The sequence below is a fragment of the Streptomyces sp. AC558_RSS880 genome, from assembly GCF_019049255.1.
In the GTDB taxonomy this organism is placed as follows: domain Bacteria; phylum Actinomycetota; class Actinomycetes; order Streptomycetales; family Streptomycetaceae; genus Streptomyces.
Genome location: NZ_JAGMUJ010000072.1, coordinates 71,011 through 83,421 on the forward strand (window position 1 = coordinate 71,011; position 12,411 = coordinate 83,421).

The 12,411-nt window shown below is 74.0% G+C and carries 13 protein-coding genes and 1 pseudogene; 7 read left to right on the forward strand and 7 right to left on the reverse strand.

Annotated elements, in window-relative coordinates; translation table 11 throughout:
• The first annotated feature begins 13 nt into the window (after nt 1-13).
• Nucleotides 14-1,114 (forward strand): CapA family protein, encoded by a 1,101-nt coding sequence (locus KUM38_RS22910; protein WP_217131297.1) that lies wholly within the window; start codon nt 14-16, stop codon nt 1,112-1,114.
• Nucleotides 1,115-1,204: 90 nt separating this feature from the next.
• Here the strand turns inward: KUM38_RS22910 and KUM38_RS22915 are convergent, their stop codons facing one another.
• Nucleotides 1,205-3,043: a thiamine pyrophosphate-requiring protein gene (locus tag KUM38_RS22915; protein WP_217131298.1), complete on the reverse strand. Its 1,839-nt coding sequence runs from the start codon at nt 3,041-3,043 to the stop codon at nt 1,205-1,207.
• A 155-nt stretch (nt 3,044-3,198) separates the two neighbouring features.
• Here KUM38_RS22915 and KUM38_RS22920 point away from each other — a divergent pair, with 155 nt between their 5' ends.
• Nucleotides 3,199-3,585 carry a hypothetical protein gene (locus KUM38_RS22920; RefSeq protein ID WP_217131299.1) on the forward strand — a complete coding sequence of 129 codons (387 nt, stop codon included), beginning with the start codon at nt 3,199-3,201 and terminating at the stop codon, nt 3,583-3,585.
• 18 nt (nt 3,586-3,603) lie between these two features.
• On the opposite strand, the gene KUM38_RS22925 is transcribed toward KUM38_RS22920, so the two are convergent.
• Complete coding sequence (locus tag KUM38_RS22925; RefSeq protein ID WP_217131300.1) at nt 3,604-4,623, reverse strand: hemolysin family protein; 1,020 nt, start codon at nt 4,621-4,623, stop codon at nt 3,604-3,606.
• Entirely contained in the window at nt 4,620-5,954 is a 1,335-nt protein-coding gene (locus tag KUM38_RS22930) for a hemolysin family protein (RefSeq protein WP_217131301.1), read from the reverse strand. Before KUM38_RS22930 ends, KUM38_RS22925 begins: the two co-directional genes overlap by 4 nt.
• A gap of 494 nt (nt 5,955-6,448) precedes the next feature.
• Between KUM38_RS22930 and KUM38_RS22935 the strand changes: the two genes are divergently transcribed.
• A complete protein-coding gene (locus KUM38_RS22935) occupies nt 6,449-7,408 on the forward strand; it encodes a sporulation protein (RefSeq protein WP_217131302.1) in 960 nt (319 codons plus the stop codon).
• A gap of 151 nt (nt 7,409-7,559) precedes the next feature.
• Nucleotides 7,560-7,699: pseudogene (locus tag KUM38_RS42070) on the forward strand (TerB family tellurite resistance protein); the annotation flags it as partial.
• A gap of 40 nt (nt 7,700-7,739) precedes the next feature.
• Here the strand turns inward: KUM38_RS42070 and KUM38_RS22945 are convergent.
• Nucleotides 7,740-8,672, reverse strand: coding sequence for a M56 family metallopeptidase (locus tag KUM38_RS22945; protein WP_217131303.1), 933 nt, complete (start codon nt 8,670-8,672; stop codon nt 7,740-7,742).
• Nucleotides 8,673-8,679: 7 nt separating this feature from the next.
• Entirely contained in the window at nt 8,680-9,114 is a 435-nt protein-coding gene (locus KUM38_RS22950) for a BlaI/MecI/CopY family transcriptional regulator (RefSeq protein ID WP_254397607.1), read from the reverse strand.
• A 130-nt stretch (nt 9,115-9,244) separates the two neighbouring features.
• Between KUM38_RS22950 and KUM38_RS22955 the strand changes: the two genes are divergently transcribed.
• From KUM38_RS22955 to KUM38_RS22965, 3 genes are all read left to right on the forward strand, one after another.
• Nucleotides 9,245-9,505 carry a twin-arginine translocase TatA/TatE family subunit gene (locus KUM38_RS22955; RefSeq protein ID WP_217131305.1) on the forward strand — a complete coding sequence of 87 codons (261 nt, stop codon included), beginning with the start codon at nt 9,245-9,247 and terminating at the stop codon, nt 9,503-9,505.
• A 184-nt stretch (nt 9,506-9,689) separates the two neighbouring features.
• Entirely contained in the window at nt 9,690-10,145 is a 456-nt protein-coding gene (locus KUM38_RS22960) for a Crp/Fnr family transcriptional regulator (RefSeq protein WP_217131306.1), read from the forward strand.
• 5 nt (nt 10,146-10,150) lie between these two features.
• Nucleotides 10,151-10,291, forward strand: a complete 141-nt coding sequence (locus tag KUM38_RS22965; protein WP_217131307.1) for a hypothetical protein — start codon at nt 10,151-10,153, stop codon at nt 10,289-10,291.
• 81 nt (nt 10,292-10,372) lie between these two features.
• Here the strand turns inward: KUM38_RS22965 and KUM38_RS22970 are convergent, their stop codons facing one another.
• Both KUM38_RS22970 and KUM38_RS22975 read right to left on the reverse strand, forming a co-directional pair.
• Nucleotides 10,373-11,071, reverse strand: a complete 699-nt coding sequence (locus tag KUM38_RS22970) for a response regulator transcription factor (protein ID WP_217131308.1) — start codon at nt 11,069-11,071, stop codon at nt 10,373-10,375.
• Between the two features lie 495 nt (nt 11,072-11,566).
• Nucleotides 11,567-12,013: a pyridoxamine 5'-phosphate oxidase family protein gene (locus KUM38_RS22975; protein WP_217131418.1), complete on the reverse strand. Its 447-nt coding sequence runs from the start codon at nt 12,011-12,013 to the stop codon at nt 11,567-11,569.
• Between the last annotated feature and the right edge of the window lie 398 nt (nt 12,014-12,411).

The following is a 12,411-nucleotide window of genomic DNA, read 5'->3' on the forward strand; positions in this document are numbered from 1 at the left end:
CTACGGTGGAGGCATGGGCGCCGGGACGGTGACGCTGTTCCTGTGCGGGGACGTGATGCTCGGGCGCGGTGTCGACCAGATCCTCCCGCACCCGGGCGATCCCGCGCTGCGGGAGGAGTGGATCCGGGACGCCCGCGGCTACGTGGAGCTGGCGGAGGCCGTGAACGGCCCGGTTCCCCGCCCGGTCCCGTTCCCGTGGCCGTGGGGCCGGGCGCTGGGGGTGCTGGAGGAGGCCGCCCCAAACGTGCGGATCGTCAATCTGGAGACCTCCGTCACGCGGAGCGACGCGTTCGCGCCCGGGAAGGCCGTCCACTACCGGATGAGCCCGGCCAACGCGCCCGCCGTGGCGGTGGCGCGGCCCGACGTGTGCGTCCTGGCCAACAACCACGTGCTCGACTTCGGCCGCCCGGGGCTCCGGGAGACGCTGGACGTGCTCCACGGCGCGGGCCTGAGGACGGCGGGCGCGGGACGGGACGCCGACGAGGCGTACGCGCCGGCGGTGGTCCCCGTCGACGGCGGCCGGGTGCTGGTGTTCGCCCTGGGGATGATGTCGAGCGGCATCCCGCCGAGTTGGACGGCGACGGCGGAGCAGTCCGGAGTGGCGTACCTCGCGGAGCCTTCGGCCACCGCGGCGGAGGCGGTCGTCCGGCGGGTGCGGCGGGCGAAGCGCCCCGGTGACATCGCGGTGGTGTCCGTGCACTGGGGATCGAACTGGGGCCACCATGTTCCGCGGAGCCATGTGGGCTTCGCCCATGCGCTGGTCGACGGGGGTGTCGACGTCGTCCACGGCCACTCCTCGCACCACCCCCGCCCGGTCGAGGTGTACCGGGGCCGGGTGATCCTGTACGGCTGTGGCGACTTCGTCGACGACTACGAGGGCATCACCGGCTACGAGGAGTACCGCGACGAGCTGCGGCTCGCCTGTCTGCTGTCGGTGTCCCCGGACGGCGGGCGGCCGTCCGGGCTGCGCATGGTGCCGCTGAGGGCGCGGCGGATGCGGCTGGAGCCCGCGGCGGACGAGGAGCGGGCCTGGCTGCGGGAGACGCTCGACCGGATCAGCGACGTGGACGTCGCCCTCGGCGCCGACGGCGCGCTCGTCCTCGGCCCCCGGTGACCGCTCCGGCCGCGCCAGGCCGGGCCGGAGGACGTCGGCGTCCTCGACGCCGCCCGCGGCCCCGGTACCCCGGCGGACGCGTCGGCCGGCTCACTTGCCGGTGCTGTCGCCGGCTCCGGCGCCGGGACGGTCGGAACGGTGCCGGGTGCCCGGGAGTATCTCCTGCACCTTGGCCAGGAAGCCCTGTTTGGCCATGGAGGCACGGTCGCTGTCGCCCTTGAGCACCGCGAAGGCCGCGGCCTCGATCTGGTCCAGCTCCGCGTGCGGGGGGATCGGGGGTACGGCGGGGTCGGTGCGGAAGTCGATGACGAAGGGCCGGTCGGCCGAGAGGGCCCGGTCCCAGGCCTCCTCGACCTGCTCCGGCTTCTCCACGCGGACGCCCTCGAGCCCGATCCGCTGCGCGATCTCGGCGTACGGCAGGTCGGGAATGGCTTGCGACTCCTCGAACTGCGGTGCCCCGGACATCGCGCGCATCTCCCAGGTGACCTGGTTCAGGTCCCGGTTGTTGAGGACGGCCACGATCAGGCGCGGATCGGACCAGCCCTGCCAGTACTTGGCGGCCGTGACCATCTCCATCATGCCGTTCATCTGCATGGCGCCGTCGCCGACGAGGGCGATGGCGGGGCGGTCCGGGTGCGCGAACTTCGCGCCGATGGCGTACGGGACCCCGGGCCCCATGGTCGCGAGGGTGCCCGAGAGGGAGCCGCGCATCCGTCCGCGCAGCCGCAGGTGGCGGGCGTACCAGTTGGCGGCGGAACCGGAGTCGGCGGTGACGATCGCGTCGTCGGGGAGCCTGCCGTCGAGGGCGTGCACCACGTACTCCGGGTTGATCGGGTCGGCGTCCACGGCGGCGCGCCGCTGCATGACCTCCCACCAGCGGGCGACGTCCTTCTCGACCTTCTCGCGCCAGGACCGCTCCTTCTTGCGGTGCAGGCGCGGCAGCAGGCGGCGCAGTGTCTCGGCCGCGTCGCCGACGAGGTTCACCTCGAAGGGGTACCGCAGGCCGATCATGTGCGGGTCGATGTCGATCTGCACGCCCCGCGCCTGGTCCAGCTCCGGCATGAACTGCGTGTACGGGAAGCTGGAGCCGATCATCAGGAGGGTGTCGCAGTCCCGCATCAGCTCGTACGAGGGCCGGGTGCCGAGCAGACCGATGGCTCCGGTGACGTAGGGCAGGTCGTCGGGGAGCACGTCCTTGCCGAGCAGGGCCTTGGCGACGCCCGCGCCGAGGACGTCCGCCAGCTCCTCCACTTCGGCGCGGGCGCCGCGGGCCCCCTGTCCGATCAGGACGGCGACCTTGTCACCGGCGTTGAGGACCTCGGCGGCCCGCTCGATGTCGGCGTCCGCGGGCACGGGCGCGTACTGGCCGATCCCCATGCTCGACGGCACCATCTTGAAGGCGTGCGTGGGCGGGCTGTAGTCCAGTTCCTGCACGTCGGCGGGGATGATGACCGCGGTGACCGTGCGCCGCGCGTAGGCGGTGCGGAAGGCGCGGTCGATGAGGTTCGGCAGCTGCTCGGGCACCATCGCCGTCTCGCAGAAGTCGGAGGCGACGTCCTTGTACAGGTTCTGCAGGTCGACTTCCTGCTGGTACGAGCCGCCCATCGCGCTGCGGGCGGTCTGCCCGACCAGCGCGACGACGGGAACGTGGTCGAGCTTCGCGTCGTAGAGGCCGTTGAGCAGGTGGATCGCGCCGGGCCCCGAAGTCGCCGCGCAGACGCCGGCCTTCCCGGAGAACTTCGCGTAGCCGACGGCCTGGAACGCGGACATCTCCTCGTGCCGGGACTGGACGAACCTCGGGTTGTCGTCGGCTCGTCCCCACGCCGCCAGCAGACCGTTGATGCCGTCGCCCGCGTAGGCGAAGACGTGGTCCACCTCCCACTCGCGCAAGCGCTGAAGGACGTAATCGGAAACCTTCGTGCCGGCCATCGGCCCTCCGTTCCGCCGACGCGCGCCCGCCCGTTCCGGCCGTGCGTCACGCTGCCAGGGAAGGTGCCGGGTTGCCGTGCGGTCCCGGCGCAAACGTCGTGCCGTCCACCGGTGCCCCGCTGTACGCTGGCCGCATCCGGCCACCGGGAGCCCTGATGTGGAAGCGCGGGAAACAGGCACGGCGTTCCGAGAACCTCCCGCTGGAGTTGTGCGACCTCTGTGCGAGGACCTTCCCGGCCGGTGAGGCGGTGCGCGGATACGTTCCGGACTCGTCCTCCGCCCACCCCACCGCCGACTGGTCCGACGGCCTGCGCCGGGTGACCGCCTGCGGCGAGGCGCACCTCGACGCGATCCGCGAGACGTACCGGCGCCGTCCCTTCGTGCAGGAGGAACTCTGGGCGGCCAAGATCACCCGTGTGCTGACGTCCGGCCCGCCGGGGCTCACCATGGAGCGGCTCGCCCGCCGGACCGGACTGCACGAGCCGGACATCCGGCGGGCCATCGCCTGGCACAACGAGCGGCGCCGCCGGACGGACGGGTGACGGCCCGGCCGGGCGCCGTCACACCGTCTGCGGCTGCAGGAAGCGGGCCAGCAGGTCGTCCAGGCTCACCATGCCGGTGAGCCGCCCGGAGCCGTCGCGGACCACGGCGAGCGAGGCCCGGCGGCGGCGCAGCAGGTCGATCGCGTCGGCGACCGTGGCGTCGTCCGTCAGCTCGGGCACCGGGCGGGCCAGGGCGCGGGCGCCGGCCGCCCGTCCCCGGGCGCGGGCCACCAGGGCGTCGCGGGCGTGCACCGCGCCGAGGACCACGCCCTGCTCGCGGACCAGGAGCCGGGTGCGGTCACGGGCCGCGGCGACGCGCAGGATCTCGTCGACGCCGGCGCCGCCGTCCACCGAGACGATCTCGGACGCCGGCACCTGCAGTTCCCGCACCGGGGTCTGCGGTTCGGTCAGCGAGCGCGTCAGCAGCTCCGAGTCCGTCTCACTGATCAGGCCGAGCCGCTCGGACTCCGCCACCAGGTGGGTGAGCTGCTCCCGGTTGTGGACGGAGGCCAGTTCGTCGCGCGGGGTGACCCGGCACAGCCGCACAAGGGCGTTGCTCATCCTGTTCAGCACCGAGATCAGCGGCCGTACGGCCTTCACCACGGCCCGGAAGGGCGGCGACAGCAGCATCGCGGACCGTTCGGGGTGGGCGATGGCCCACGACTTGGGGGCCATCTCGCCGACCACCATGTGCAGGAACACGACCACGATCATGGCGACGGCGAAGGCGACGCCGTAGCTGAGCGCGCTCGGCAGGCCCAGCTTGTGCAGCAGCGGGTCGAGTTCGTGGGAGATCGCGGGCTTGGACACCGAGCCCAGGCCCAGGGTGCACACGGTGATGCCCAGCTGGGCCCCGGCCAGCATCAGGGACAGCTCACGCATGCCGGCGAGGGCGGCCCCGGCGCCTGACCGGCCCTCGGCCGCGGCCTTCTCCATGCGGTGCCGCTTGGCGGCGACCAGCGCGAACTCGGCGGCCACGAAGAATCCGCTGCCGATCAGCAGCAGCACGGTGACGAAGAGCGCCATCGGGAAACTCATGCCTGCTCCTCCGTCTTGTGGTCCTGCTGGATCCGCACGCGGTCGGGCACGTGCCGGTCGAGGGTGCGTACGTCGATCACGGCGGTGCCGCCGCCGGGCAGCCCGACCGTGAGCCGGTCCCCGATGGCGGGGAAGCGGCCGAGCCGGTCGACGATCAGGCCGGCCACGGTGTCGTAGTCCTCCTCCTCGGGCAGTTCGACGCCGGTGGCCTCGGCCACCTCGTCCAGCCGGCGGCCCGCGTCCACCAGCCAGCCGTCACCGTCCGCGACGGCGACCGCGGTGACGGTGTCGGTCTCGTCCGCGATGTCGCCGACGAGTTCCTCCGCGATGTCCTCGTAGGTGACGATGCCGGCCACGCCGCCGTGCTCGTCCAGGACGACCGCGAACTCGTCGCCCCGCTTCCGCATCTGGGTCACCGCGTCGGGCAGCGGAAGGGTGTCCGGCAGCAGCAGCGGGCGCCGGGCGAGGGCGCCGGCCGTGGTGGCGGTCAGCCGGTCCGCGGGCAGGCGCATCAGCTCGGCCACACCGAGGACGCCGTCGACGTCGTCGGGGTGGTCGCCGAGCACCGGGTAGGTGGAGTGGCCGTACTTGGCGATCAGGTCGACCGCTTCCGCCGCGGTGGCGTCCTCGCGGACGAAGACCGCGTCCACACGGGGCACCATCACCTCGTCCAGCGTCCGGTCGGAGAACTCCAGGGCGTGGTCGAGCAGCGCGGCGGTGTCCTCGGGCAGCGCGCCCTGCTCGTGGGACTCGCCGATGAGGTGGCCGAGTTCCTCCAGGGTGGCGCCGTGGTGCAACTCCTCCACCGGCTCGATGCCGACCCGGTGCAGCAGCCTGTTCGCCGCCCCGTCGAAGACCCGCACGAGGGGGCCGACGACCTTCAGATACGCCAGCGTGGAGCCGGCCAGCGCCTTCGCCAGCCGCTCGGGGACGGCGATGGCCAGGTTCTTCGGGGCCAGCTCGCCCAGCACCATCTGGACGACCGTGGCCAGGACGAAGGCCAGCACGACGGAGATGCCGCTCACGGCCGCGCCGGGCAGGCCGGTGCCGGACAGCGCGGGCCTCAGCAGGGCGGAGACCGACGGCTCGGCGATGAAGCCGACGACCAGTCCGGTCACGGTGATGCCGAGCTGTGCGCCCGACAGCATGAAGGACAGCCGCTCCAGCACCTTCAGGGCGCGGGCGGCCTTGCGGTCCCCGGCCCCGGCCTCGCGCGCCAGGGCGAGGCGGTCGGCGGAGACGTAGGCGAATTCCTGGGCGACGAAGTATCCGGTGCCGGCGGTCAGGACGAAGACGGCCAGCAGGCCCAGGAGGGCGTTCGCGGCACTCATCGAACACCATCCCGCCGTGTGCCGTGCTCAGGGAATGCCTGGCGGGATGGTCGGGGACTGTGCCCCGGGGGGTCCGTCGGTCTGGCGGACAAGTACGTGCTCCTTCTGTGGGTGTGTGGATGAGTAACGGTTCCGGCCGGAATCGTGTTCCCGGCGGTGGCCGGGACCGCCGGCCCGACCGGTTCGGCGGAGTCCGCCTCCGGGGTGCCCCCGGCGGCCGAGTGCCGGGGCGGCGCGCCCGGTTCCTCGGCGGTGCGGGCAAAGGCCGGCTCCGGGCCGGAACGCCGTACGAAACGGTTCGCGCCCGGACGCGTGGGGCGGGACGCGCGGAAGCAGGATGTCCTGGCTCCGTACCAACTGTAAAGGGGACGCAAAGCCTCTCCCGGACCGACCCCCTATGCTTCTACTCGCTTGTAGAAGTTATACCGCGTGCCGCCCCGCGGGCGGCACCCCCTCCATGCAACACACGCACGCTTTAAGGAGTGGACGCCACCATGGTGTTCAAACGACTGCTCGGCTCACTCGGCGTGGGCGGCCCCACCGTCGACACGGTGCTCGACCCCGGTCCGGTCCGGCCGGGCTCCACGCTCACCGGCCGGGTCCGCCTCAAGGGCGGCCAGGCCGGTTTCGACATCGAGGGCATCACGCTGGAGCTGGTGGCGCGGGTCGAGACCGAGCACGAGGAGGGCGAGGGGGAGGGCGCCGTCGCCTTCGACCGGTTCACGGTCGGCGGCGGCTTCCGGCTCGCCGAGGGCGAGGAGCGCGACGTGCCGTTCGGCGTGACGCTGCCGTGGGAGACCCCGGTCACCGAGCTGTACGGGCAGCCGCTGGGCATCGTGCTCGGCGTGCGCACCGAGCTGTCGGTGGCGGGGGCGAAGGACAAGGGGGACCTGGACCCGCTGACCGTCGGGCCCCTGCCCGTGCAGGAGGCGGTCCTCGAGGCGTTCGGCACGCTCGGCTTCGGCTTCCGGTCGGCCGACCTGGAGTACGGGCGCATCGGCGGCACGGGGCAGCGACTGCCCTTCTACCAGGAGATCGAGATCGTCCCGCCGCCGCGGTACGCGGACCGGGTGAACGAGGTCGAGGTGACCTTCCTGGCCGGTCCGGACGGCATGGAGGTCGTCCTGGAGGCCGACAAGCGCGGCGGTCTCTTCTCCGGCGGCCACGACGCGCTGACCAGGTTCACCGTCGGTCATCACGACTCCCGCGACTGGACCGCCGAGGTCGACGGCTGGATGCGCGAGCTGGTCGAGCACCGGGCGTCCCACGGCTCCCCCGTTCCCCACGACCTCCATGGCTCCCACGACGACCACCACCGGTCCGGTCCCGGCATGGGCACCGCCGTCGCCGCGGGCGCCGCCGGTCTGGCGGTCGGGGTGGTCGGGGGCATGGTCGCGGCGGAGGTCGTGGACGAGGTCGGGGACTTCTTCGAGGACGAGGGAGAGGAGGAGTGAGAAGAGGAGTGACTTCTCCACTGCCGTAGCAGTCATGGCGCCCGGCGCGCTTCGGTCCGGGCGCCTCCCGGCCCGTACGGAGTGCTCATGGCCCTGCGGGACCGCCTCACGGGGTCCGCGTCGACGACGCGGACCCCGCCCATGGCGAATGAAGAAGCCCGCCGGGGCGCGGCCGGTCATCCGACCGGCATCGTGATCGGCGGCGCCGACGGCGACTTCGACGGGGACGAGCGGGCCGTGGTCCGCGAGGCCCGCCACGCCCTCGACCTGCCGCCGCACGAGTTCGGCCTCCGAGTGACTCCGGCCCCGCGGCGGGCGGCCCGCCGCGGGGTCACAGGGGGGTGGCCGCGTACAGGATGAGGACCATCGTCACGGCGGAGTTCGCGGACGACATCGCGGAGACGGCGGTCCCCGCGGCGGCGCCCCACACCGCCAGGCCGACCAGTGTGAACAGCGACGGCAGGCGGCGCGCCGCCGGAGCGGGCCCGAGCAGGGCCGCCACCCGGCGCGGCACCGGGCCCGCCGCGGCGAGGCCCGCCAGCGTGGCCACCGGGGTGCCGCGCGACACCAGGGCCGCCTTGCCGATCGCCCGGGCCACGGTACGGCGGCTGCCGACCGTCCGCGCCGCGTCCTCGTCCGCCCACCGTTCCGCCGTGTAGGCCACCGCCGTGCGTAGCGGCCGCAGGAAGGGGTTGGCGCGCGCGGCCAGCTGGACGGCGAGCAGGAAGCGGTGGTGGCGGGCGGCGAGGTGGGCCCGTTCGTGGGCGAACAGCGCCCGGCGCTCGGCCGGTTCCAGGCGCTCCAGCAACGCCGTGGTCACCACCACACGGTCCCGTCGGCCGCCCGGCAGCGCGTAGGCGTAGGGCACGTCGTCCGGCAGGACCGCCGCCTCCGTCTCCCGCAGCCCGGCCAGCGCCCGGTGGGCACGGCGGCGCACCCGCCCGTGCCGCCACAGCGTCCGCCCGCACGCCGCCAGCACCGCGCACAGGGCGGGGATCGCCGCCTTGCCGGCCACCTCGTCGTACGGCACCGCCGCGCGCACCTCGGGGTCGGACCAGCCGTCGGGGAGCGGATTCCCGGGCAACTGGGCGGTGCCGACCACCATCAGCAGTCCCAGGCACACCGTGCTGCACACCGCCATCACCGCGGCCACCCCGGTCAGCAGCCGGGTCGCCGTACGCGGGTGCAGATGCTGCTCGGCGAGGCGCGCGATGGGCCACGCCGTCAGGGGCAGCACCAGCGGCAACAGGACGAACACCCCCATGGCGGCCTCAGCCTTCCCCTTCGTCCCCCGACTGGCCCAGCAGCTCCCGCAGGAGGCGTTCGTCGTCCGGTCCGAGGCCGGTGACGAAACTGGCCAGCACCGCCTCCCGGTCGCTCTCGGCGTCCAGTACCCGGCGCATCCGGTGGGCGGCCAGACCCGCCTGGTCGGACGCGGGCGTCCAGGCGAAGGACCGGCCCGTACGCTCCCGGGTGACCACACCCTTGGCCAGCAGCCTGGTCAGGATGGTGATGACGGTCGTGTAGGCGAGACCGCCGCCCAGGCGCTCCTGCACCCAGCCGGCCGTCGCCGGGCCGTCCGCCTCCCGCAGCGCCGCCAGGACCAGCGCCTCCAGCTCGCCCTGCCCCCGACGCCGGGAACCCTCCCGCCGCTCCGCCACGCGCCCCGCCTCCCTTCCGCCGCCGCCTGTTCGCCGGGCAGACATCGTATAGACGCCACCGGCTCCCGCACGCCACCCGCCATCTCTCTACAGTGATGTAGATTCTGCTCCGGGTCCGTGCCGCGGACCTCGGACCTGTGCCCCGCCCGGGCTCGCGAGAAGGAGCATCGCATCCATGTTCGGACTGAGTGAACTGGCCGTCGTCCTCATCGTCGTCATAGCCGTCCTCGCCGCCAGGAAGCTCCCGGAACTCGCCCGCTCGGCAGGCAGGTCGGCCCGCATCCTCAAGGCCGAGGCCCGTTCCGTGAAGGAGCAGGACGACGCCGGGGAGGCGGGCACGGCCCCGCGGGTCGTCCAGGGGGAGGTGCAGCGGCCGTCCGCCCCCGGATCCGGGCGCACCGGCGACACACCGCCCTCGGGCGGACCCGCCCGGTGAGCGGGAGCGGCCGGTGAGCGGGAGCGGCCGGCTCCTCACCGCAGGGCCGTCCCGGTGGGGCCGAAAGGCCCTCGGACAGGGCCGGACGGCCCGTGGTGTCCTCCGTCGGACGGGCCCACCCTGAACATCGGGGGGCCGGAGCCGCCGTTCGGCTGTGGCGGCGGGCACGGAAGGAGACGGAACGATGACATCCACCACCACTCTGACCGCGGGTCTCCCGGTCGCACACCGCGAAGGGCTGCTGCGGCACGCCCGCGAGGTCTCCTTCGCGGCCGGGGTGCGCCTGTTCGAGGAAGGACGGCGCGCCGACCGGTTCTGGATCGTCCGGACCGGAACCGTCGCCCTCGACCTGCAGGTCCCCGGTCACCGCGCGGCCGTGATCGAGTCGCTGGGCCACGGCGAGCTGATCGGCTGGTCCTGGCACTACCCGCCGTGCGTGTGGCACCTGGGCGCCGAGACCACGAGCCCGGTGCGGGCCTGGGAGTTCGACGCGGAGGCCGTACGGGCGCTGTGCGCCGAGGACCCCGAGTTCGGCCGCGTGATCGCCGTGTGGGTCGGCCGGGTGGTCGCCCAGCGCCTGCACGCCACCCGGGTCCGGCTGCTCGACCTGTACGCCCCCTACGGCAGCGGAAGCAGGTGACGGCCGTGAACGGCAGCCCGTACACCGTGAGCGGCGTCATGACGCGCGCCGTCGTGGCCGTCGGCCGCGACACCCCGTTCGACGACACCGTGGCCGCCCTCGAGACGGACGGGGTCCCGCGGAGACCCGCTCCGGCTGGAGCGTGATCGTCACCGGACGCGAGCTCGGGGGAGCGGCGGCCGGGCGGCGGGCCGCGGCGTACGGCCGGCGCGGCTCACCGCGTACCGTCAGCGGCCCTCCTGCCTCAGCCGGTCCTGGACCTGGGTGGCGATGACGGCGGCCTGGACGCGGCGTTCCACGCCGAGCTTGGCGAGCAGCCGGGAGATGTGGTTCTTGACCGTCTTCTCGGCCAGGTACAGCCGCTGGCCGATCTGACGGTTGGTCAGTCCCTCACCGATCAGGGCCAGGATCTCGCGCTCCCGTTCGGTCAGCCCGGGCAGCGCGTCCGGCTGCTCTTCCTCCTCCTTCCGCTGTCCGCCCCGCAGCCGGGCCATCAGCCGTGTGGTGGCGCTCGGATCGAGCAGCGACTGGCCGCGGGCCACCGTGCGCACGGCGGTCACCAGGTCGGAGCCGCGGATCTGCTTCAGCACGTATCCGGACGCGCCGGCCATGATCGAGTCGAGCAGGGCCTCCTCGTCGTCGAACGAGGTCAGCATCAGACAGGCCAGGTCGGGCATGGCCGAGCGCAGCTCGCGGCACACGCTCACCCCGTCCCCGTCCGGCAGCCGTACGTCCAGGACCGCGACCCGGGGGCGCAGGGCGGGGACGCGGACCAGGGCCTGCTCCGCGGTGGCGGCCTCACCGACCACGGTGATGTCCGGTTCGTCGTTCAGCAGGTCGTGCACCCCTCGCCGGACCACCTCGTGGTCGTCCAGCAGGAAGACCCGGATCGGGCTGTCGGGTCCGGGCTGCTCGCCGTCCGCCATCGGTTGCTCCTCGTTCCGCGCTGTGTGACCGTCCAGGCCGTCCGGAATCCCCGGCCCCCACATCTTGCGCATCCCAGGGCCGGGAGACCAGGGCCGATCGGCCCCATCGCCCCGGTCCGGGCCGGCCTCACCCGCGGCCCGGACCGTCGGAGCGGTCAGGGACGCCGGCCGGCGGAGCACAGCCTCGTCCGGTCCCGAGGTAATGCCGGTGGGGGCGAGGAGGACCACGCCGTGGACCGGGCGGTGGTCGGCGCACGGGTCGGCCGGCATGCTCGGCGCACGGGTCGGCCGGCATGCTCGGCGCACGGATCGGCCGGCATGCCCGGCGCACCGTCCGGCAGGAAGACGCGGCCCGTCGGCAGGGAGAGCCCGGCGCACACGTGCGCGTGGGCGTCGGGCGCGAAAGCCGGTCCGGCCCGGTGCGGGACGGGACGGGACCCGCCCTCCCGGACGACGGGGACGGCCGTCCCCCGCTCCGGGCCCCGCCGGCGGCCCTCATCCGTCCGCGACCGCCAGGCTCACCCCGTACAGGGAGCGTCCGCCGACGAGTTCGCGCCCGGTGACCAGCTCGGCCTCGATGCGGACGAAGACCTCCCGCGCCGAGGGCACCCAGGAGACCGGTCCGGTACGGGCCAGGCGCCGGTGTTCGGCGGGATCGGTCACCACCGTGGCCGGGTCCGTGACGACGACGCTCCAGCCGGACTGCCGGGCGGCGTCGACGTCGTCGGCCTCGAAGGCGACCACCGCGCCGTCGACCGCGCGGAGTTCCGAACCGGCGGCGGTGCGCAGCAGGACCGCGCCGCCGGTGTCCAGGCGGAAGTTGACGGGCAGCACGGCGGGCAGGGCCCGGCGCGTGAAGACGATACGGCCGACGGGTGCCCCGGCCATCAGCTGCAGGCACTCCTGCCGCCCGAGTTCACGGAAACCGTCGTGGGGGTACATCGCCAGCCCGTCCTTCGCCTGGTGCAGCGGTCCTGCGTCCTTCCACCCTGAGCCGGGCACGGCCGGGAGATGAGGGCCGACGGTCCCGTTCCCCCCGGAGAACGGCCCGGCCACCCCTGGCGCCGCACTTCGCTCCGTACCGCGTCCGCCGTCCGGGTGCGGAGCGGGCGCGGAACGGGACCCGTCCGGACACCCACGGGCCCGTGACAGCGACCGGGGCCGGACCGTGAAGGGTCCGGCGCGCTCCCGGCGAGCGCTCGTCCGCCGGGCGTCGGCGGGCGGTCCGCGACGGACTGCTCGTCCCCGCCGTCGCCCCGGTCGCCCCGGGTGCCGTCATGGCCCTGACGCCGCGATGACGGCACGCCCGCGGGCTGTTCCGCCTGTTCGGTTTCCGGACG